22 protein-coding genes are annotated in these 20,378 nt (G+C 72.1%); 11 read left to right on the top strand and 11 right to left on the bottom strand.

Annotated elements, in window-relative coordinates:
- Positions 1-9 precede the first annotated feature (9 nt).
- Positions 10-813 carry a hypothetical protein gene (locus OG737_RS20600; RefSeq protein WP_328930417.1) on the top strand — a complete coding sequence of 268 codons (804 nt, stop codon included), beginning with the start codon at positions 10-12 and terminating at the stop codon, positions 811-813.
- Positions 814-831: 18 nt separating this feature from the next.
- Here the strand turns inward: OG737_RS20600 and OG737_RS20595 are convergent, their stop codons facing one another.
- Positions 832-1,767, bottom strand: coding sequence for a LysR family transcriptional regulator (locus tag OG737_RS20595; protein WP_328927585.1), 936 nt, complete (start codon positions 1,765-1,767; stop codon positions 832-834).
- A gap of 210 nt (positions 1,768-1,977) precedes the next feature.
- Here OG737_RS20595 and snpA point away from each other — a divergent pair, with 210 nt between their 5' ends.
- On the top strand, positions 1,978-2,634 hold the full coding sequence (snpA, locus tag OG737_RS20590; RefSeq protein ID WP_328927584.1) for a snapalysin: 657 nt from the start codon (positions 1,978-1,980) through the stop codon (positions 2,632-2,634).
- 255 nt (positions 2,635-2,889) lie between these two features.
- On the opposite strand, the gene OG737_RS20585 is transcribed toward snpA, so the two are convergent.
- The 4 genes from OG737_RS20585 to OG737_RS20570 all read right to left on the bottom strand — a co-directional run bounded on the left by OG737_RS20585 (position 2,890) and on the right by OG737_RS20570 (position 6,763).
- The gene (locus OG737_RS20585; protein ID WP_405678576.1) at positions 2,890-3,474 is read right to left on the bottom strand and encodes a dihydrofolate reductase family protein; all 585 of its coding nucleotides are present in this window, start codon (positions 3,472-3,474) and stop codon (positions 2,890-2,892) included.
- 97 nt (positions 3,475-3,571) lie between these two features.
- Complete coding sequence (locus OG737_RS20580) at positions 3,572-4,183, bottom strand: GNAT family N-acetyltransferase (protein WP_405678578.1); 612 nt, start codon at positions 4,181-4,183, stop codon at positions 3,572-3,574.
- A gap of 124 nt (positions 4,184-4,307) precedes the next feature.
- A complete protein-coding gene (locus OG737_RS20575) occupies positions 4,308-5,360 on the bottom strand; it encodes a family 2 encapsulin nanocompartment cargo protein polyprenyl transferase (protein WP_405681359.1) in 1,053 nt (350 codons plus the stop codon).
- Positions 5,357-6,763 (bottom strand): family 2B encapsulin nanocompartment shell protein, encoded by a 1,407-nt coding sequence (locus OG737_RS20570; RefSeq protein ID WP_328927581.1) that lies wholly within the window; start codon positions 6,761-6,763, stop codon positions 5,357-5,359. Before OG737_RS20570 ends, OG737_RS20575 begins: the two co-directional genes overlap by 4 nt.
- 227 nt (positions 6,764-6,990) lie before the next feature.
- Here OG737_RS20570 and OG737_RS20565 point away from each other — a divergent pair, with 227 nt between their 5' ends.
- From OG737_RS20565 to OG737_RS20555, 3 genes are all read left to right on the top strand, one after another.
- Positions 6,991-7,446: an Rrf2 family transcriptional regulator gene (locus tag OG737_RS20565; RefSeq protein ID WP_328927580.1), complete on the top strand. Its 456-nt coding sequence runs from the start codon at positions 6,991-6,993 to the stop codon at positions 7,444-7,446.
- A 147-nt stretch (positions 7,447-7,593) separates the two neighbouring features.
- Positions 7,594-8,790 (top strand): globin domain-containing protein, encoded by a 1,197-nt coding sequence (locus OG737_RS20560; protein WP_405678581.1) that lies wholly within the window; start codon positions 7,594-7,596, stop codon positions 8,788-8,790.
- Positions 8,791-8,897: 107 nt separating this feature from the next.
- Complete coding sequence (locus tag OG737_RS20555) at positions 8,898-9,488, top strand: N-acetylmuramoyl-L-alanine amidase (protein ID WP_328927578.1); 591 nt, start codon at positions 8,898-8,900, stop codon at positions 9,486-9,488.
- 83 nt (positions 9,489-9,571) lie between these two features.
- Here OG737_RS20555 and OG737_RS20550 read toward each other — a convergent pair whose 3' ends face one another.
- Positions 9,572-9,970: an NUDIX hydrolase gene (locus tag OG737_RS20550; RefSeq protein WP_405922437.1), complete on the bottom strand. Its 399-nt coding sequence runs from the start codon at positions 9,968-9,970 to the stop codon at positions 9,572-9,574.
- 186 nt (positions 9,971-10,156) lie between these two features.
- Here OG737_RS20550 and OG737_RS20545 point away from each other — a divergent pair, with 186 nt between their 5' ends.
- Positions 10,157-11,065: a pyridoxal-phosphate dependent enzyme gene (locus OG737_RS20545; protein WP_328927577.1), complete on the top strand. Its 909-nt coding sequence runs from the start codon at positions 10,157-10,159 to the stop codon at positions 11,063-11,065.
- Here the strand turns inward: OG737_RS20545 and OG737_RS20540 are convergent.
- Entirely contained in the window at positions 11,049-11,969 is a 921-nt protein-coding gene (locus OG737_RS20540; protein ID WP_328927576.1) for a hypothetical protein, read from the bottom strand. The two genes, OG737_RS20545 and OG737_RS20540, sit on opposite strands and share 17 nt — an antisense overlap.
- 76 nt (positions 11,970-12,045) lie before the next feature.
- Entirely contained in the window at positions 12,046-13,629 is a 1,584-nt protein-coding gene (locus OG737_RS20535) for a Na+/H+ antiporter (RefSeq protein ID WP_328927575.1), read from the bottom strand.
- 65 nt (positions 13,630-13,694) lie between these two features.
- Between OG737_RS20535 and OG737_RS20530 the strand changes: the two genes are divergently transcribed.
- From OG737_RS20530 to OG737_RS20520, 3 genes are all read left to right on the top strand, one after another.
- Complete coding sequence (locus OG737_RS20530; RefSeq protein ID WP_328927574.1) at positions 13,695-13,955, top strand: UBP-type zinc finger domain-containing protein; 261 nt, start codon at positions 13,695-13,697, stop codon at positions 13,953-13,955.
- Between the two features lie 204 nt (positions 13,956-14,159).
- Complete coding sequence (locus OG737_RS20525; protein ID WP_030153599.1) at positions 14,160-14,573, top strand: anti-sigma regulatory factor; 414 nt, start codon at positions 14,160-14,162, stop codon at positions 14,571-14,573.
- Between the two features lie 11 nt (positions 14,574-14,584).
- Positions 14,585-15,598 carry an RNA polymerase sigma factor SigF gene (locus OG737_RS20520; protein ID WP_405681362.1) on the top strand — a complete coding sequence of 338 codons (1,014 nt, stop codon included), beginning with the start codon at positions 14,585-14,587 and terminating at the stop codon, positions 15,596-15,598.
- Positions 15,599-15,629: 31 nt separating this feature from the next.
- On the opposite strand, the gene OG737_RS20515 is transcribed toward OG737_RS20520, so the two are convergent.
- Complete coding sequence (locus OG737_RS20515; protein ID WP_405678587.1) at positions 15,630-16,088, bottom strand: hypothetical protein; 459 nt, start codon at positions 16,086-16,088, stop codon at positions 15,630-15,632.
- 84 nt (positions 16,089-16,172) lie between these two features.
- On the opposite strand from OG737_RS20515, the gene OG737_RS20510 reads away from it, so the two are divergent.
- Both OG737_RS20510 and OG737_RS20505 read left to right on the top strand, forming a co-directional pair.
- Entirely contained in the window at positions 16,173-17,138 is a 966-nt protein-coding gene (locus OG737_RS20510; RefSeq protein ID WP_405678589.1) for a diacylglycerol/lipid kinase family protein, read from the top strand.
- 318 nt (positions 17,139-17,456) lie between these two features.
- Complete coding sequence (locus tag OG737_RS20505; protein WP_003953983.1) at positions 17,457-17,714, top strand: WhiB family transcriptional regulator; 258 nt, start codon at positions 17,457-17,459, stop codon at positions 17,712-17,714.
- 156 nt (positions 17,715-17,870) lie between these two features.
- Here the strand turns inward: OG737_RS20505 and OG737_RS20500 are convergent, their stop codons facing one another.
- Both OG737_RS20500 and OG737_RS20495 read right to left on the bottom strand, forming a co-directional pair.
- Positions 17,871-19,340 carry a PAS domain-containing sensor histidine kinase gene (locus tag OG737_RS20500; protein WP_328930415.1) on the bottom strand — a complete coding sequence of 490 codons (1,470 nt, stop codon included), beginning with the start codon at positions 19,338-19,340 and terminating at the stop codon, positions 17,871-17,873.
- Between the two features lie 419 nt (positions 19,341-19,759).
- Entirely contained in the window at positions 19,760-20,353 is a 594-nt protein-coding gene (locus OG737_RS20495) for a TetR/AcrR family transcriptional regulator (RefSeq protein ID WP_328927570.1), read from the bottom strand.
- Positions 20,354-20,378 lie beyond the last annotated feature (25 nt).

The raw sequence follows: 20,378 nt of genomic DNA, 5'->3' as shown, positions 1-20,378 counted from the left end.
GGCATGCCCATCTCCCGGACCACTACCGGCGGACTGCTGCTCTGCCGGGCCGAACCCCTCGCGGCCCGTCCCGCCGCGCACCTGCTCCGCGTCCGCCTGCTGCTCGCCCCGGCGGGCGGGTGGAGCGTGCTCGTGCCCGACGTCCAGCCGTGGCTGGGCGGCGAGGAGACCGTGCCGGAGGTGCTGTCCGGCTGGGGTGCGGCGGTCGCGGTCGGCGTCAACTGGCCCGTGCTGAGCGTGTGGTGGGAGGACGGCCGGACCGGCTTCGCCCTGTCGAGCGGCTTCCGGCGCACCGCCGTCTACGAGTGGGACGAGCGCGGCCGACCGTCGGGCGAGCCGGACGCCATGCGGAACCTGTCCGCGCGGCTCGGCCTGGACCCCGTACTCGACCTGGAGGAACTGGAGCGGCTCACCCGGCCCGACCCGGCCGCGGACGGTACGGCCCGCCTCCTCGGCCTGATCGCCCTGCTGGCCCGCGCGGGGCTGGCGCTGCCCCCGGGGCTCGGCCCCGGCGAAGGGGCCGACCGGCTCCGGGAGGCGGCGCGCGTCGCGCCCGGCGCCGAGACGGTGGAGTGGTCCGGATGGCGCGACGCGGTGCGGGCGGAGCTCGACGTGGTGGAGGAGGGCCCGCTGGGCCCGTGGGTGCGCGGCCCGAAGGCCCGGCTGCTGGGCGCGGCCCAGGTCGCGGCGGGCGCACCGCTGCTGGTGTGGGCGGCGCACCGGCGCAGCCCGGGGTGGGCCGCGGCGGGCGCGGTCCTGGTGGCCCAGGGTGCGCTGTCCCTGGCGTACGACCGGGTCCGCACGCCGCACTGACCCGATCCGGCGCCCGCGTTACGCCGCTTCGAGCAACGGGCTCGCGTGGTGGCGCAGCCACGCCCGGTACGGCGGCGTCCGCATGGCCGCCTCGCGGTACGCGGCGCGGAGGTCCTCGTAGACCTCCGCGTGCGCGCCGGGCCGGGTCGCCAGGAGCAGCCGTACGGCGAGCGGGTCACCCGACAGCGGCCGGATCGCCATGTCCTCGCGCGGGCCGGAGGTCGGCTGACAGGGGGCCACCGCCTCGCCGGAGACGATCAGCGAGGTCGCCGTGTGGTAGTCCGCGTGCAGCACCGGCGGGTCCAGCCCGGCCCCCGCGAAGACCCGTCGCAGCCCGTCCCATTCGCCGTCGACCGACGGGTCCACCATCCAGCGGTCCGCGGCCAGGTCCCGTAAGGACACCACCGACTGCCGGGCGGCCGGATGGTCCCGGGACATCGACACGAACTGCGGCTCCCGTTCCATCAGCACGTGCAGCTGCAGTCCGGCCGGCACCCGCAGCGGGCTGCCCTCCACCTCGTGCACGAAGGCCACGTCCAGCTGGCCTGAATCCACCATCCGCAGCAGCGCGTTGGCGGACACGTCCACCACCAGCGAGGTCTCGGTGTCGGGCATCCGCCGGTGGATCCGCCGGAGCCAGCCCGGCAGCGCACGGCTGGCCGTGGAGCCGATCCGCAGCCGCGGCCCGCGGGCCAGCGCCCGGGCCTCCGCCACCAGCGCGGCCATCTCGGCGAGCAGCGGACGGGCCCGGCCCAGCACGGTGCGGCCGAAAGGCGTGGGCCGGCAGCCGGTCCGTTCCCGCAGGAACAGCTCGCCGTCCAGGGCGCGTTCGATGCGGCGCAGCTGCGTCGTCAGGGAGGGCTGGCTCACGCCGAGCTGCCGGGCGGCCTTGTGCAGGCTTCCGGCGTCGGCGATGGCGCACAGCGCGCGCAGGTGCCTGACCTCAAGCTCCATGCCCCGAGAGTAGGCCGCGGCCCGTGGGCCGCACCAGCCACCGATAGCCCCCCGAATCCCGCCATTCTCATACTAGTTGATCTGTCGAAATCTTCCCGATAGGCCCGTGCTATCGCAGAGTGACATCATCCGCCGGGCACTTCCGCTCCCGCAGACTCCGGTCACGAACGACCACCCCCCACCGCACCGGACGAGTAGGAGCTCCCCCACATGCGCCACTCCCGTAAGGCCGTTCTGGCCACCACCATCGGCCTCGGCCTGGCCGCCGCCCTCGGCGTCGCCCCCACCGCCACCGCCGCCACCGCCCCCGCCGGCACTCCCGCGAGCTACGCGGCGTACACGAACTCGCAGGAGAACCAGGCCGCCAACCAGGCCTTCTTCGAGGCAGTGCAGCGCTCGGTCGCCGAGCAGCGCGCCGCGAACCCGGCCGCCCTGGCCGTGACCGTCACCTACAACACCCGCAACGCGCCGAGCTTCCGCAGCCAGATAGCCCGCTCCACGCAGATCTGGAACAGCTCGGTGAGCAACGTCAAGCTGCAGGAGGTGTCCTCCGGCGGGAACTTCTCGTACCGCGAGGGCAACGACTCGCGCGGTTCGTACGCGAGCACGGACGGGCACGGCCGGGGGTACATCTTCCTCGACTACCGGCAGAACCAGCAGTACAACTCCACCCGGGTGACCGCCCACGAGACGGGTCACGTCCTGGGCCTGCCGGACCACTACTCGGGCCCGTGCAGCGAGCTGATGTCGGGTGGCGGCCCGGGCACCTCGTGCCAGAACGCGACCCCGAACAGCACCGAGCGGGCGCGCGTCAACCAGCTCTGGGCCAACGGCCTCGTTGCCTCCGGGATGGGGACGAAGGGCTGACCGGGTTCAACCGGGTCAACCCCCAGGGGGAACGCACTCCGGACACTCCGGGTTCCGACAGGGACCCCGGACCCATTCCGGGATGAAGATCCCCAGGGACTTGCGTCGCCTGAGCACCGTGTCCACGGGGCTCCCGCAGGCCGGGCACACCTGCTGCTCGTGCCCGGCCTGCGGAGCGACCGTCCCGTGCTCGTGCTGTTCCCGCTGTTCACCGGCCATACCTCCACGGTAGGCCGGTTTCGCGCGTTCGGCGGGTCAGCGCGTGACGCTGTACGAGGTGACGACCTGGCCGCCGCCGAGGGCCTTGACCCCGGTGAGCTCCAGGGGGCGCACGCCGAAGCCCGCCCGCGACATCGGCATCCCGGTGCCCACGAAGAACGGGTACGTCTTGACGACGAACTCGTCGATCTCGTCGATCAGCTGGGCGGCCAGGTCCGCCCCGCCGCACAGCCAGATCCCGAGCCCCTCCTGGGCCTTGAGCTCACGGACCCGGGCCGCCACGTCCCCGCTGATCAGCCGGACCTGCGGGTCCGGCGGGGTGGTGAGGGAGCGCGAGACGACGTACTGCTCGGGCAGGTGGCCGTACGGGCTGGTGACGCCGGCCTTGACGCCCGGCTCGTAGGTCCCCCGCCCCATGAGCACCGCGTCGAAGCGCTTCGGCTCGGCGTCCTCGATCCCGAGCTGGGCGCGCCCCTGGGCGGCGATCGTCTCCGGGTACTCGGCCCTGAGGAATTCGATGAACTCCGGGTCGAGGCGGCTGTAGAAGAAATCGCCGTCACCGTCCGGGGCCCCGATGAACCCGTCGACCGACGTGGCGATGAAGTACGTGAGCTTGCGCAAGCGATTCTCTTCCGTTCGACTGGGGGCACCTCCCAGCGGTAGCTGGGGGCGCCACCGCTTCGGAGGCACGTCGCATAAAGTACTTCAGGTGAAGTGGTTACGCAACGGGATGCGCGACCCCGTCCGGCTTGCGCCACATCGGCCACATCAGCGGTCCGTCGGGCAGCTGCACCGGCGACCCCGTGTGCGCGAATCCGAGCCGTTCGTAGAGCCGGCCGCTGCGCTCGCTGCTCGCCTCCAGGTACGCCGGCACACCCTCCCGGTCGCAGCGCTCCAGCACCGGGCGGATCAGTTCGCCGCCCAGCCCTTCCCCCTGCCGGTCCGGGGTGACCGCGATCATCAGCAGGTACTCGTGCTCCTCGGCCGTCGGGTGCACCGCGCCCGTGAGGCGGCCCACCAGCTCGCAGCGCTCGTTGTCCGGGTCGGCCACCGCCCGCATCTTCGCCGGGACCTCGTCCTCGCCCTCCGGCTCGCCCGCCGGGATCCGAAGCCACAGCGCGGCGGCCGAACCGTCCACGGCGTAGTCGATCCGCCCCTCGGCCAGCGCCACGTCCACGAAGACGCCGAGGAACTTGCCGTGAACCGCGGCCCGGTGGTCCGGGTCCGGGAAGACCCAGCTGCTCACCGGGTCGGTGCGGAAGGCCTCGTCGAGGAGGCGCGCCACCGCGTCCCGGTCCGACTGATCCGCCTGGCGTATCTCCAGCGCCACTGGTCACACCCTTCACTCACGTGTCAACAACCGTGAGCGATCCTAGAGTTGGGGCGGAAACGCGGTAAGGCCCGTTCCGGCACCATCCGGTGCCGGAACAGGCCTCTCCCGTGCCCCTGCGCGATCACCGCGTACGGCGCGTCACGAACTCCGCGAGCGCCAGCAGCCCGCCCGCCGCCCCGAGGTCCGGTACGGCCCGGGACAGCTGCTGCACGGCCCGGCCCATCCGGTCCGCGGCATGGGCCTGCGCCCAGTCCCGCCCGCCGGCCCGGTCCACCGCGTCGGCCGCCCTGTGCACGTCGTCCCCGGTCATGGGACCCCCGTACAGGACCGCCAGCTCCTCCCCCGCCGCGGTGCCCGAGGTGAGGGCGGCCACGACCGGCAGGGACTTCTTGCGGGCGAGCAGATCGGCCCCGGCGGGCTTGCCGGTGTGCCCCGGATCGCCCCAGATGCCGATCAGGTCGTCGATCAGCTGGAAGGCCAGGCCGGCCTCCCGCCCGAAGGCGTCCATCGCGTCGGCCTCGTCCGGCCCGGCGCCCGCGTACAGCGCACCCAGCGCACAGGCGCAGCCCAGCAGGGCCCCGGTCTTGGCCGTCGCCATGGTCAGGCACTCGTCGAGCGAGACGTACGGGCGCTGCTCGAAGGCGCAGTCCGCCTGCTGGCCCGCGCACAGCTCGATGACGCAGGCCGCGAGCCGGGCCGCGGCCGCCGCCGCGGCCGGGTGCGGGTCCTCCGCGAGCAGCCGCTGCGCGAGCGCCATCATGGCGTCGCCGGTGATGATCGCGTCCGGTATCCCGAAGACGGTCCAGGCGGTGGCCCGGCCGCGGCGCCGGGCGTCCTTGTCGATGACGTCGTCGTGCAGCAGCGTGAAGTTGTGCGCCAGCTCCACGGCGACCGCCGCCCGGACGATGCCGTCCACGGGTCCGCCCGGCCCCCGCAGGGCCTGGGCCGCGGCCAGCACCAGGGCGGGCCGGATGGCCTTCCCGGTGTTGCCCGTCGCCGGGGTGCCGTCCGCGTGTTCCCAGCCGAAGTGGTACATCGCGACGCGCCGCATCGAACCGGGCAGACTCTCGACGGTCCGGCGCAGTTCCGGGTTGACCGTTTCTCTTGTCCGCTCCAGCAGGGCCGCGGCCTCCTGGCCCTCACCGGTCGCCAGGGCGGCGTCCACCGCGCTCAGCGCCAGCGGCCGATCTCGACGTTCTCCAGTACGCCGAGCGCGTCCGGCACCAGCACCGCGGCGGAGAAGTAGGCGGTGACCAGGTAGGAGATGATCGCCTGCTCGCTGATCCCCATGAAGCGGACCGACAGGCTCGGCTCGATCTCGTCCGGGATGCCGGGCTGGTGCAGGCCGATCACGCCCTGCTCGTCCTCGCCGGTACGCATGCACAGGATCGACGTGGTGCGGGCGTCGCTGATCGGGATCTTGTTGCTCGGGAACATCGGCACCCCGCGCCAGGCCGGCACCCGGGTGCCGCCGATGTCCACCGACTCCGGGTACAGCCCGCGCTTGTTGCACTCGCGGCCGAAGGCGGCGATGGCCTTGGGGTGGGCGAGGAAGAACTTGGAGCCGCGCCGCATGCTGAGCAGCTGGTCCATGTCGTCGGGGCTGGGCGCGCCGTCGTGCGGCTGGATGCGCTGGTCGTAGTCGGCGTTGTGGAGGAGGCCGAAGTCGCGGTTGTTGAGCATCTCGTGCTCCTGGCGCTCGCGCAGCGCCTCGACCGTGAGCCGCAACTGCTGCTCGGTCTGGTTCATCGGCTGGTTGTAGAGGTCGGCGACGCGCGTGTGCACCCGCAGGACCGTTTGTGCAATGGAGAGTTCGTACTCGCGCGGGCGGGCCTCGTAGTCCACGAAGGTGCCGGGGAGCACGGCCTCGCCCTGGTGGCCGGCGGAGAGCTCGATCGCGGCCTCGCCGTACGTGTTGGCGTGCCGGGCGGGCTGCGTCGTCACGTTCCCCACGTGCTCGCGCAGCGAGTCGACGCGATCGGCGAGCAGCTGGAAGTCCTGCCGGGACAGGACGAGCGCGGTGCCGGAGGTGGCGGCGCGGGCGGTGTACTCCCAGATCGCCGCCTCGTCGACGAGGGAGTACTCGCCGAAGTGGGCGCCGTCGGCGACAGTCCCGAGGACGGCGTCCTCGCCGTAGGGGCCCGGGCCGATCTGGTCGATGCGGCCGTGGGCGAGCAGGAACACCTGGTCGCAGGGGCTGCCGAAGGAGGTCAGCTCCTGGCCGGGCTCGAAGTCGATCTGCCGGAAGCGCTGGGCGAGTTCGCCGAGGACGTCGAGGTCCTCGTAGTCGCGCAGCAGGCGGAGCTCACCGAGCTCGGCCGGGATCACCTGGACCCGGGTCCCGGTCTTGATGAACTCCACGCGTCCGTCGCCGACCGTGTAGCTCAGCCGGCGGTTGACGCGGTACGTGCCGCCCTGCACCGAGACCCACGGCAGCGTCTTCAGCAGCCACCGCGAGGTGATCTCCTGCATCTGCGGCGCGGACTTGGTCGTGGTTGCCAAGTTCCGCGCGGCCGATGTCCCGAGACTGCGCTGCGGAGCCTGGGCCTCGGACTCGGAACCTGCCTGGACCGACATGTATTTCCCTTTCGATCACTCCATGGATCTGCAGGGTGCAGCCTTCCGGCACGGAACCTGGTGGGCCCATTACACAAAAGGGTGGGACTACTCCCTCCGGGGACGGGGCACCCTCTCGGGTCGACCTGTTCCCCGCGAGCCCCCCTGGACCCACCGCTTTCAGCCACGCACGCGATCGCGCGCCGGTTTAATTTGCAGGCAGGATGCAAGTTTTCTAGGGTGGGCGCATGCGCCTGACCCGATTCACCGACGTCGCCCTGCGCGTCCTGATGCGCCTGGCGGTCCTGGAGACGGACCTCCCGACCACCCGCGAGGTGGCGGCGACCATGGAGGTCCCGTACACCCACACCGCCAAGGTGGTCGCCAGGCTGCAGCACCTCGGCTTGGTCGAGGCGCGCCGCGGCCGCGGCGGCGGGCTCACCCTGACCCCCGCCGGTCGCGCCGCCTCGGTCGGCGGGGTGGTGCGCGAACTGGAGGGCGCGGGCGACGTCGTGGACTGCGACGGCACCACGCCCTGCCCGCTGCGCAGCGCCTGCGTGCTGCGCGGCGCGCTGCGCCGGGCCCAGGAGGCCTTCTTCGCCACCCTGGACCCGCTGACGGTGAACGACCTGGTGGCGGCCCCGACGGGTCCACTGCTGCTGGGCATCTCGGGCGGCGCACCGAGGAGGGCCGAAGGGCCCTGACGCCCGGGCCGAATGGCCGATACGCACCCGTCCCGGGCCCGCCTAGCCTGACCCGGACGGAAAGTTCGAACAGAAGTCCGCCCTTCAACGGGCGGCCGACCCTGCCCAATAATACGCATGTTAAATGCCAATTAACGAGGAGACCTGATGCTGTCCGAGAAGTCCACCGCGACCGTACGAGCCACCCTGCCCGCCGTGGGTGCTGCGATCGGCGACATCACGGAGCTCTTCTACACGAAGCTGTTCGCGGCCCACCCGGAACTCCTGCGCGACCTCTTCAACCGGGGCAACCAGAACGCCGGCCTCCAGAAGCAGGCCCTCGCCGGATCCATCGCCGCCTTCGCCACCCACCTCGTCGCCCGGCCGGACACCCGCCCCGACGTGATGCTGGGCCGCATAGCCCACAAGCACGCCTCCCTCGGCGTCACCCGCGAGCAGTACCAGGTCGTCCACCGGCACCTCTTCGAGGCGATCGCCGAGATCCTCGGCGAGGCCGTCACCCCCGAGGTCGCGGCCGCCTGGGACGAGGTCTACTGGCTGATGGCGGGCGCCCTCATCGCCATCGAGGAGCGCCTGTACGCCGAGCAGCGGGTCGTCGCCGGAGACGTGTGGCGCGAGTGGACGGTCACCGGCCGGACGGAGGAGACCGCCGACTGCACCACCTTCCGCATCGCCCCGGCCGACGGCGCCCCGGCTCCGGCGTACCTGCCCGGCCAGTACGTCTCGGTCCAGGTCGAACTCCCGGACGGCGCCCGGCAGATCCGCCAGTACAGCCTCTCCACCGCCCCCGGCTCCCCGGTCCGCGCGATCACGGTCAAGCGGGTCCACGGTCCGGCCGCGGCCGGACCGGACGGCGAGGTCTCCAACCACCTGCACGCCCGGGTCCACGTCGGCGACATCGTGAGGGTCTCGGCGCCCTACGGCGACCTGGTCCTGCGGGACTCCGCCGCCCCGGTGCTGCTCGCCTCGGCCGGCATCGGCTGCACCCCGATGCTCTCGATGCTGGAGCACCTGGCCGACACCGGGCACGCCGCCCCGGTGACCGTCCTGCACGCCGACCGCTCCCCGGCCGACCACCCGCTGCGGGCCGACCACCGGGCCCTGACGCACAAGCTGGCCGACGCCTCGGCCCGGTTCTGGTACGAGGAAGCGGCGGAGCCGGGCGACGGCGAGGGCCTGATCGACCTCTCGGCGGTCCCGGTCGCCCCCGGCACCCAGGCCTACCTGTGCGGGCCGCTCCCCTTCATGCGGTCCGTGCGCGAGCAGCTGATCGCCAGGGGCGTGCCCGCCTCCGACATCCACTACGAGGTGTTCGGCCCGGACCTGTGGCTGGCATCCGCCTGACAGCTGGCCGGATAACGCCCTAGCCCCGGAAGAGCCGCCTCCGCTAAACCGGAGTGTAACGAGACACACACATAACGTGTCCGTCACGCACCGTAAAGGAGGCGGCCATGGCCGCACCCATGTCCGCGGACCGATTCATCAGCGCATTGCGGCACGAGGGTCTGACCGTCGTCGAGGTCGGCGCCTGGCGCACCCACAACCGCAACCACAAGGGCCCCTGGGGGCCGGTGCACGGGGTGATGATCCACCACACCGTCACGCACGGCACCCCGTACACCGTCCAGCTCTGCCGCGACGGCTACTCCGCCCTGCCGGGCCCGCTCTGCCACGGCGTGATCGCCAAGGACGGCCGCGTCCACCTGGTCGGCTACGGCCGCGCCAACCACGCGGGCGCCGGGGACCCCGACGTCCTGGCGGCGGTGATCGCGGAGAAGCGGCTCCCGCCCGACAACGAGGCGACCACCGACGGCAACCGCCACTTCTACGGCTTCGAGTGCGAGAACCTCGGCGACGGCAAGGACCCCTGGCCGGCGGTCCAGCTCGACGCGATCACCCGCGCGGCGGCGGCCGTCTGCCGGGTCCACGGCTGGACGGCCCCCTCGGTGATCGGCCACCTCGAATGGCAGCCGGGCAAGATCGACCCCAAGGGCTTCACGATGAAGTCCCTGCGCGAACGCGTGGCCGAACGCCTCAAGTAGCCCGGCCCGCGCTCCGCCTCCCCAGCCCCGCGCGAGGCGGCGGAGCGCGGCTACGACGGCTGCGCCCGGCCGGCAGCGCGTGGTTAGCCGAGGTACGGCGCGGGACGGTGCTCCAAGAAGTGTTGGAGGCGCAGTCGTTGGGTGTGGTGCATGGGCAGCCCGTCGAGGTCTGCCGTTGCCACGAACCGCAGTTCCGTGCTCTCGTCGGAGAGCGACAGTATTCCGCCCGTGATACTGGCCGTGAAGCAGACGTTGAGCTGCCGCCTGACCTCGCCGTCGGTGTACTCGATGATGTGCCGGGGGTCCGTGTACGTGCCGACCAGTCCCGTGATCTCCACGTCGAGCCCGGTCTCCTCCTTGACCTCACTGACGGCCGTGCCGGGCAGCGAGTCGCCCAGGTCCATCCCTCCGCCGGGCAGCGCCCACACGAGCAGGCGGACGCGCAGGACTGGGCGCTGCGCCACGCCGGGCGGACGGGGCACGACCTGTTCAGGCGGGTGTTCACGGATCACGCGCGCGTCACCCGCGAGGCATAGGCCCCGGCCCGCCGGGCGACGGCGATCGGGACAGTCCAGCGCGCCGGCTCCGGCCCCGTTCACACCACCCGAATGGTGTGGGCGGGGCTCTGACGTGCGATGGCACGGGCAGGAGCGGCCCACAATGGGTGGGTGAACCGCCCCGCGAACCTTGACGTGCTCCTGCAGCCGCGCCCGCCGTCCCCCTTGCAAGAGGTCCGCGACGACCGGTTCGCCGCGCACGGCGTGCGGCTGCTGCTCAAGCGGGACGACCTGGTGCACCCGGAGCTTCCCGGGAACAAGTGGCGCAAGCTCGCGCCGAACCTGCGGGCCGCCGTGGCCGCCGGGCACGACACGCTGGCCACCTTCGGCGGGGCCTACTCCAACCACCTGCGGGCCACGGCTGCCGCCGGGCGGCTGCTCGGGCTGCGGACGGTCGGCGTCGTGCGCGGCGACGAGCTGGCCGGGCGGCCGCTCAACGACTCCCTCGTCCGGTGCGCGGCGGACGGCATGCGGCTGCACTTCGTGTCCCGGGCCGACTACCGCCTCAAGGCCGAGCCGCGGACGCTGGCCCGCCTGCTGGACGGGGCCGGTGCGCAGGAGGCGTACGTCGTCCCGGAAGGCGGCAGCAACGTCCTCGCCCTCGCGGGCTGCGCCGAGCTGGGCCGGGAGCTGCGCGGGCGGGCCGACGTGGTCGCGGTGGCCTGCGGGACGGGCGGCACACTGGCGGGCCTGGCCGCAGGGCTCGACCCCGGCCAGCAGGCGCTCGGCGTGCCGGTCCTGGCGGGCGGGTTCCTGGACGCGGAGATACGTTCCCTCCAGCACCAGGCCTTCGGCGGCCCGGCCGGCGGCTGGGCCCTGGCCGAGGGCTTCCACCACGGCGGCTACGCCCGCGTCCCGGCCGCGCTGGACGCCTTCGCCGCCGACTTCGAGGCCCGCCACGGCCTCCCGGTCGAGCGGATCTACGTGGCCAAACTCCTCTGGGCCCTGGCCGAGCTCACCGCCTCCGGCACCTTCCCGCGCGGCACCACCCTGGCCGCCGTGGTCACGGGCCGGCCGTGACCGAGCGCGTGCGCAGCCAGTACGACCGCGTCGCCACCAGCAGGGCCAGCCCGTATCCGGCGAAGGCCGAGAAGCCGATCCAGCCGACCAGCACCGCGTCCGCCGGGGAGTGGAAGTCACCGGCACGGACGCTCACCACCCCGGCCGAAGCCAGCGTCAGATAGCCGACGCCGAACAGGCCGTAGGGCACCAGCGTGCCCACGCCGATCAGGGCGGGCCCGAGCGGCAGCCAGCGCGGCACCCGGCGGCCGCGCAGCGCGAGGGTCCACCGCGGGAAGACCTGCCCCCACGACCCGACCAGGCCGAAGAGCAGGAAGACCCCGAGCGCGGCCAGCAGCACCGTGCCGTCCAGCCCCCAGCGCTCCAGGGTGAGCCAGAGTCCGGACGCCCCGTTGCGCTCGGAGGCCGCCAGCATCTCCGCGCCGCTGATCCCCGCGAAGGTGCCGCCCAGCGCCCACGTCAGCTTCATCGCCACGTACGGAACGAAGGCCAGCGCTCCCGCGCACGCGGCGAGGTGCGCCCGGCGGGAGGCCGCGGAGGGCTGCGGCGCCACCACGGGCCCGGTCCCACGGGGTCGTGCGGCGCCCGCGAGCAGCACCGCGCCCAGCAGGCCGAGCGCGTGCAGTACCGCCGCCGCCCCGTCGTCGACCCCCTGCGCGAACAGCAGTCCCACCACGTCCATCAGCAGGCCGAACCCCGCAGCCGCGGACAGCCCGCAGGCCGCCCACAGCACCGCCCGCCGCCGCACGGCCAGCCCCGCCCCGGCCACGGCGGCCGCCCCGGCCAGCCCCCAGGCGAGCGGCGGCGGACCCGCCCCCAGCAGGCCGGCGCCGAGCGCGAGGGTGCTCGTACCGGCGGCCCAGAATCCGCACGCGGCCGAAGAGTTCGGAGAGTTCGGTGTCATGGGTCGAGCCTCGGGTCCGGCGCGGCCCGGCGCGTCGGCCCCCGGTCCCATCCCGTCCCCCGTGCGGGGGACGGGATCAGCCCGCCTCCTCCCGGTACGCCGCCGCTTCCTCCAGGTCCAGGCGGCGCAGCAGCGCCCGCAGCATCTCGTCGTCGATCCGCCGCCGGTCCCGCAGCGCGACGAAGACCTCCCGCTCCGCCTCGATCATCTCCCGCGCGAGGCGCCGGTAGATGTCGTCCGCCGACTCCCCCGTCACCGGGTTGACCTCGCCCAGCCGCTCCCACACCGCGTTGCGCCGGCGCTCCAGCACCGTCCGCAGCCGGTCCGCCAGCGGCGGCGGCAGCGTGCTGTTCTCCGGTTCCTCCAGCAGCTCCGCGAGCCGTTCCTCCGCCGCCCGCGAGGCTTCGCTCTGCGCCTGCGCCTCCGCCAGCGTCTCGGCCTGCGCATCGCGCGGCGGCAGCCTCAGCAGCCTGATCAGCGGCGGCAGCGTCAGCCCCTGCACCACCAGCGTCCCGATGACCGTCGTGAAGGTGAGGAACAGGATCAGGTTCCGGTGCGGCACCGGCATCGGCACGGAGAAGGCGATGGCCAGCGAGACCACGCCCCGCATCCCGGCCCAGCCCACGATCACCGGGGCCTTCCAGTTGGTCTCCGGCTCCCGCTCCCGGATCCGCTCCGACACCCACCGCGGCACGAAGGTCGCCGGGAACACCCACAGGAACCGGGCCACCACCACCGCGACGAACACCACGACCGCGTACCAGGCCGCGTGCAGGCCCTCGTACTCCCCGAGCCCCTTGAGGACCACCGGCAGCTGCAGTCCGATCAGCGCGAAGACCACCGACTCCAGCACGAAGGCGATCACCTTCCACACCGCCTCCTCCTGCAGCCGGGTGGCGAAGTCGACCTGCCAGTTGCGGTGCCCGATGTACAGCGCCACCACGACCACGGCGAGCACCCCGGAGGCGTGCACACGCTCGGCCGCCGCGTACGCCACGAAGGGGATCAGCAGCGAAAGGGTGTTCTGGAGCAGCGGCTCCTTCAGCCGCTTGCGCAGCTGGTGGATCGGGACCATCAGCAGCAGGCCCACGCCGATCCCGCCCACGGACGCCAGCAGGAACTCCGCGATCCCGCCCGCCCAGCCGGCGCTCACCCCGACAGCCGCCGCCAGGGCCACCTTGTACGCGGTGATGGCCGTGGCGTCGTTCACCAGGGACTCGCCCTGCAGGATCGTGGTGATCCGGTTCGGCAGCCCGAGCTTGCGGGCGATCGCGGTCGCCGCGACCGCGTCCGGCGGCGCGATCACCGCGCCCAGCACCAGCGCGACCGGCAGCGACAGGCCCGGCACCAGGAGGTACGCCGTGTACCCGACGGCGATCGTCGCGAAGAGCACGTAGCCCACCGACAGCAGCGCGATGGGCCGGATGTTCGACCGCAGGTCCAGGTACGAGCTGTCGACGGCGGCCGTGTGCAGGAGCGGCGGGAGCAGCAGCGGCAGGACGATGTGCGGGTCGAGGGTGTACGGGGGCACCCCCGGCAGGTACGCGGCGACGAGCCCGGCGGCCACCAGCAGCAGCGGCGCCGGCACCGGGGTCCGGCGGGCCACGCCCGCGACGGCCGCGCTCCCCGCGACCAGCGCCACCAGCTGCAATACCTCCATCGAAGATCCCCTCCCCGTCCGTCGGAGCCATCGCGCACCCGCACCCTGGCCGTACGCTGGCAATCATGAGCGAGTGCACCCACGTTGCCGAACTGCCGCGCCCCGAGCCCGCCCCGTCTGACCTGACCTGCCCCGAATGTCTGGCGATCGGCAGCCACCCCGTGCAGCTGCGGATGTGCCTGGAGTGCGGACGCGTGGCCTGCTGCGACTCCTCGCCCCACCGGCACGCCACCGCGCACCACGAGCAGACCGGCCATCCGGTGATGCGGAGCTTCGAACCGGGCGAGATGTGGCGGTGGTGTTTTGTCGACGGTTCGATCGTCTGAAGCGGGGTAGGTCAACCCTCCGCCGGTTCCCCAGATTTGGGCCCGCAGACCCCTAGCCACTGTGCGTACCCATGGGCTTACCATCAGTCACTGGCCGTGGGAAGGGGTGCCCCCAGCGGGCGCCACGAGGGGTGCCGCGACACGATTGCCCGGATCGCGATAGCGTCACCGGCGAACACAGCTCGTACCACCTTGGAGGTGAGGGTGTCCCAGATCGCAGGCGAGCCCGGGACCCAGGACTTCGTGGAAGTCCGGCTGCCCGCTGCGGGTGCCTACCTGTCGGTGCTGCGGACGGCCACGGCCGGCCTCGCGGCACGTTTGGACTTCACTCTCGACGAGATCGAGGACCTCCGCATCGCGGTGGACGAAGCCTGCGCGATCCTGCTCCAGCAGGCCGTGCCGGGCTCCGTCCTCAGCTGCGTCTTCCGGCTGGTGGACGATTCGCTGGAGGTGACCGTCTCGGCGCCGACCACGGACGGACGTGCGCCGGAGCGCGACACGTTCGCCTGGACCGTACTGTCGGCCCTGGCCGGCAAGGTCGAGTCGACGGTCGAGGAGGACCGGACGGTGAGCATCAGTCTCTACAAACAGCGCGGCGCGGGACCAGGCCCGGCGTGAGCGGCGGGGAGATCCCGGTGCGGGGCGGGGATCGGCCCCGGGTACGGCACGAGGTCGACGGCGGCATCCCGGAGCAGCAGCACGCCCGGCCGCACCCGGCTGACGCGGATGCGGAAGACGGCTTTTTGGACTCGGCGGAGCGACGGGCGGGCCCTATGAGCGAGAACCAGCACGACCAACCACAGCCACCCCAGACCCCGGCGGTTCCGGTGGCACCGGCGGAGCCCCTGGCGGCTCCGATCTTCCCGGTGGCGCAGGCGCTGCCGGATCCGCGCGACCGCAGTGGCGCGCGGGCCCTGTTCATCGAGCTGCGGGCGCTGCCCGACGGCTCGGCGGAGAAGGCGGAGCTGCGCAACCGGCTCGTACGGATGCACCTGCCGCTGGTCGAGCACCTGGCGCGGCGCTTCCGCAACCGCGGCGAACCGCTCGACGACCTGACGCAGGTCGCGACGATCGGCCTGATCAAGTCGGTGGACCGGTTCGACCCGGACCGCGGGGTCGAGTTCTCCACGTACGCCACGCCCACGGTGGTCGGCGAGATCAAGCGCCACTTCCGTGACAAGGGCTGGGCGGTACGCGTACCCCGGCGCCTGCAGGAGCTGCGGCTCTCGCTGACGACGGCCACGGCCGAGCTGTCCCAGCAGCACGGCCGCTCCCCCACGGTGCACGAGCTGGCGGAACGGCTCGGGATCTCCGAGGAGGAGGTGCTGGAGGGGCTGGAATCAGCCAATGCCTACAGCACGCTTTCGCTGGACGTCCCGGACACCGACGACGAGTCGCCGGCGGTCGCGGACACCCTGGGCGCGGAGGACGAAGCCCTGGAGGGCGTCGAGTACCGCGAATCCCTCAAGCCGCTGCTGGAGGGGCTGCCTCCGCGGGAGAAGCGGATCCTGCTGCTGCGGTTCTTCGGCAACATGACCCAGTCGCAGATCGCCCAGGAGGTCGGCATCTCCCAGATGCACGTCTCGCGCCTGCTGGCCCGCACCCTGGCCCAGCTCCGCGAGAAACTCCTCGTCGAGGAGTAGGCGAGGAGCCGGGGAGTAACAGCGGCAGCGGTTATCGGGTCTCTTCGCGAGGCCCGATTCCGAGGGCCACGGTCGCCGTCGGGTTCACCAGCAGGGCCACGACGGCCACCGCGGTCGCGGCCAGGACCACGGCGGCGGCGATCATCGCGCCGCCCGTGGAGTACAGGGTCCAGGCCACCGGCAGCGCCATCAGCTGGGTGATCAGGGCCGGGCCGCGGCTCCAGCGGCGGCCCAGGCGCAGCCCGCGGGCCGCGACCAGCGGCAGCGCGGCGAGCGCGAGCAGCGTGATGCCTCCCGTCTCGGCCTGCTGCGGGGAGTCGGGGTCGCCGGCGATGCCCACGAACAGCATGTAGACACCCAGGCCTGCCAGCGCCAGACCCTCCAGGGCCGTCAGCACAGCGGCGGCGGTCAGCCGGCCGGGCAGGACGGCGGGCCCGGCGGCGGGGGTGGCGGCGGGGACGGCGGCTTTCGGGGGCTGGTTCTTGCTCACCCCAGCAGGGTAGCCGCGGGCCCCGCAGGCCGGAGGGGACGGGCAGTAGGGTCCGCGTCCGAAGGGGTGGGTAGTCTGGCGCTCATGCGTGCACTTCTCGTGGCCAACCCAGCAGCGACGACCACCAGCGCGCGCACGCGTGACGTCCTGACCCACGCCCTGGCCAGCGAGATGAAGCTGGAGGCGGTGACCACCGAGTACCGCGGCCACGCCCGTGACCTGGCACGCAAGGCCGCGCACGAGGGGCTCGACCTCGTCGTGGCCCTGGGCGGCGACGGCACGGTCAACGAGGTGGTCAACGGACTGCTGCACGACGGGCCCGATCCGGAGCGGCGGCCCCGGCTGGCGGTGGTGCCCGGCGGCTCCACCAATGTGTTCGCCCGCGCCCTCGGCCTGCCCAACGACGCGGTCGAGGCGACCGGCGCCCTGCTCGACGCACTGCGCGAGCAGCGGGAGCGGACGGTGGGGCTGGGCCTGGCGGCCGGCGCCCCGGGCACGGAGGACGAGTCCGTCCCGGCCCGCTGGTTCACCTTCTGCGCGGGCTTCGGTTTCGACGCGGGCGTGGTGGGGCGGGTCGAACAGCAGCGCGAGCGCGGCAAGCGTTCGACGCACGCCCTGTATGTACGACAGCTGATGCGGCAGTTCCTGGAGGAACCGAACCGCCGGCACGGGACGGTCACGCTGGAGCGCCCCGGCGCGGATCCGGTGACGGACCTGGTGCTGTCGATAGTCTGCAACACCTCGCCGTGGACGTATCTGGGCAATCGTCCGCTTTACGCCTCCCCGGAGGCGTCGTTCGATACCGCACTTGACGTATTGGCCCTCAATCGTTTGTCAACTCCGGCGGTCGCGCGCTACGCGACACAGCTCCTGACCTCGACTCCTGAGCGGGGCCCGCACGGCAAGCATGCGGTGTCTCTGCACGATCTGACGGACTTCACCTTGCATTCGAAGGTGCCGCTTCCGTTCCAGATGGACGGAGACCACCTCGGTCTGCGCACCAGCGTTCGGTTCACAGGCGTACGCCGGGCACTGCGTGTGATTGTGTGAGTGGAAGGACCCAAAGTCCTTTCACTCGAACGTTTACACGCTGGTCCACCCCCAGGATGTAGGGCTGTGACCTAGTAGACACCGACGAATCAAAAAAAACTTTCCGGAAGGGGTTGTATCCCCGTCCGAGGTTTGCGAATCTCTACATGGCGATCGGGACAGCCCGCAGAACCGGCACCCACACAGACCGCCAGAACCCCACCACGCATCTTCGGACCGCACCAGGCGACTGGGCGTCGGCCCTTCCCTCACGGGGGGATTCGTGAAAGCGTTCACATTCACAAGCAACGTGCATGTCACACAAGAGAGGTAGCAGCCATGGACTGGCGTCACAACGCCGTTTGTCGTGAGGAAGACCCCGAGCTGTTCTTCCCCATCGGCAACACCGGTCCTGCGCTGCTGCAGATCGAGGAAGCCAAGGCCGTCTGCCGCCGCTGCCCCGTCATGGAGCAGTGCCTGCAGTGGGCGCTCGAGTCCGGTCAGGACTCCGGCGTGTGGGGCGGTCTCAGCGAGGACGAGCGCCGCGCGATGAAGCGCCGCGCCGCTCGCAACCGGGCGCGCAACGCCAGCGCCTGACAACGACTTTCGAGCCTCGACGCGCAGCGCGTAGAACCGTATAGGCGCTCAGCAACGTGCTCTTGAGCCCCGGACCGAGAACCCTTCGGTCCGGGGCTCAGTGCTGTCCGGGCAGCGCCCGAATCGAAGTCGTCACACCGAGTGACGACTTCGCCGCTACTTCTGCGGGCTGGACGGGATGTCGAGTACGACCTTGGTGCCGCGCGGCTCCGCCCGGAGCATGTCGAAGGTGCCGCCGAGCTCGCCCTCCACGAGGGTCCGTACGATCTGCAGCCCGAGGTTGCCGGCCCGCTGGGGGTCGAAGCCCTCGGGCAGACCGCGGCCGTCGTCGAGGACGGTGATCAGCAGCCGGCCGTCCTTGCGGCCGGTGCCGGAGCGGATCGCGGAGACCTCCACGGTGCCCCGCTCCCCCTGTGCGAAGGCGTGCTCCAGGGCGTTCTGCAGGATCTCGGTCAGCACCATCGACAGCGGGGTGGCGACCTCGGCGTCCAGGATCCCGAACCGGCCGGCACGCCGGCAGGCGACCTTGCCCGGCGAGATCTCCGAGACCATCGCGATGACCCGGTCGGCGATCTCGTCGAACTCGACCCGCTCGTCAAGGTTCTGAGACAGCGTCTCGTGCACGATCGCGATCGAACCGACGCGGCGCACGGCCTCGTTGAGCGCCTCGCGGCCGGTCTCCGAATCCATCCGCCTGGCCTGGAGCCTGAGCAGCGCGGCCACGGTCTGGAGGTTGTTTTTCACCCGGTGGTGGATCTCCCGGATGGTGGCGTCCTTGGTGATCAGTTCGCGTTCGCGACGGCGCAGCTCGGTGACGTCACGGCAGAGCACCAGGGAGCCGATCCGGATCCCCTTCGGCTTGAGCGGGATGGCGCGCAGCTGGATGACCCCGCTGTTGCCCTCGACCTCGGTCTCCCGGGGGGCCCAGCCGCTGGCGAGTTTGACCAGGGCCTCGTCCACCGGGCCGCGGGAGGGGGCGAGTTCGGCGGTGGTGTTGCCCAGGTGCTGGCCGACGAGGTCGGAGGCGAGGCCGAGCCGGTGGTAGGCGGAGAGCGCGTTCGGGGACGCGTAGGTGACCACGCCCTCGGCGTCGAGCCGGATGAGGCCGTCCCCGACGCGCGGGGAGGCGTCCATGTCGACCTGCTGGCCGGGGTACGGGAAGGAGCCCGCCGCGATCATCTGAGCGAGGTCGGAGGCGGACTGGAGGTAGGTGAGCTCCAGCCGGCTCGGTGTACGCACAGTGAGCAGGTTGGTGTTCCGGGCGATCACGCCCAGGACCCGGCCCTCGCGGCGCACGGGGATCGACTCGACGCGCACCGGCACCTCCTCGCGCCACTCCGGGTCGCCCTCGCGCACGATCCGGCCCTCGTCGAGCGCGGCGTCGAGCAGCGGGCGGCGGCCTCGCGGAACCAGGTGGCCGACCATGTCGTCCTGGTACGACGTGGGACCGGTGTTCGGGCGCATCTGAGCGACCGAGACGTACCGGGTGCCGTCGAGGGTGGGCACCCACAGCACGAGGTCCGCGAAGGAGAGGTCGGAGAGCAGCTGCCACTCCGAGACCAGCAGGTGGAGCCACTCCAGTTCGGTTTCACTGAGAGCGGTGTGCTGGCGTACGAGGTCGTTCATGGAGGGCACGTGGCGAGCGTACCCCGGGTACGCGGCATGACTTTCCCCACGGGAATACTCAGGAGTATCCAGAAGGCCCGAAGGCCGCGTACTGTTGGATGAAGTGACGGGATTCCAGGGCCCGCCATTGGATGGACAGAAGAGAATGGTCTAGTCCACAATTGCCTGAAGCTTCCGCCCTCCCCGCACAGGAGGACGGATCGAGGTAAGCCGCGCACTCTGCCCTGACTGCGCCGGCACCTCCCACCGGCCGCGGGAACCGCACACCCGCCGGCCGTAAGTACTCCGGGCTACGGTGCCGGGCGGGCTGAGGGTCCCGTCAGGCACCGTGGCCCAGAGGAATTTCCGGGGCCTTTTTCATTTCCCAGGCCTATTCGGGGGACGGGGCCACGCGGCTCCGGTCCGGCGCGGTCCCCGGTCTACGCGGGCCAGGCCAACAGGGCCCGCTCCGCGACCGCCTCCAGCTCCTCCCGGCTCGCCCCGTCGCGCGACTGCTGGGACATCCCCTGAAGCACGGCACCGGCGTACCGGGCCAGCGCCCGCGCGTCCGTGTCGGCGGGCAGCACGCCGGTCGCCATGTCGGCCCGGATCCGGCTCTCGAAAAGCTCCAGGCTGGCGTTGCGTCGCTCGCGCAGGGCCTCGGCCACCTCGTCCGAGGCGGTGTTGACCGCCGCGCTGATCACCAGGCAGCCCGGCGGGTGGGCCGGGTCGGTGTAGATCTCGGCAGCCTCGCGCAGGATGCGGCCGACGGCCGCCCGGGCGGTGGGCTCCTCGGCCAGCGCCACGCCCGCGAAGTCCGCGTAGCGGCCCCCGTACACCATGACGACCTCGTCGAAGAGCTTGCGCTTGTCCCCGAAGGCCGCGTACAGGCTGGGCGCGCCGATGCCCAGCGAGGCGGTCAGGTCGGCGATGGAGGTCGCCTCGTAGCCGCGCTCCCAGAAGGCGAGCATGGCCTTGTCCAGGGCGGCGTCGCGGTCGAAGGAGCGGGGTCTGCCACGCTGTCCGGTCACCATGCCCGGATTCTATAGCGGGCGCTAT

It is taken from the genome of Streptomyces sp. NBC_00122 (assembly GCF_045160845.1).
GTDB lineage: Bacteria > Actinomycetota > Actinomycetes > Streptomycetales > Streptomycetaceae > Streptomyces.
This window is presented reverse-complemented; position numbering and strand designations above follow the sequence as displayed.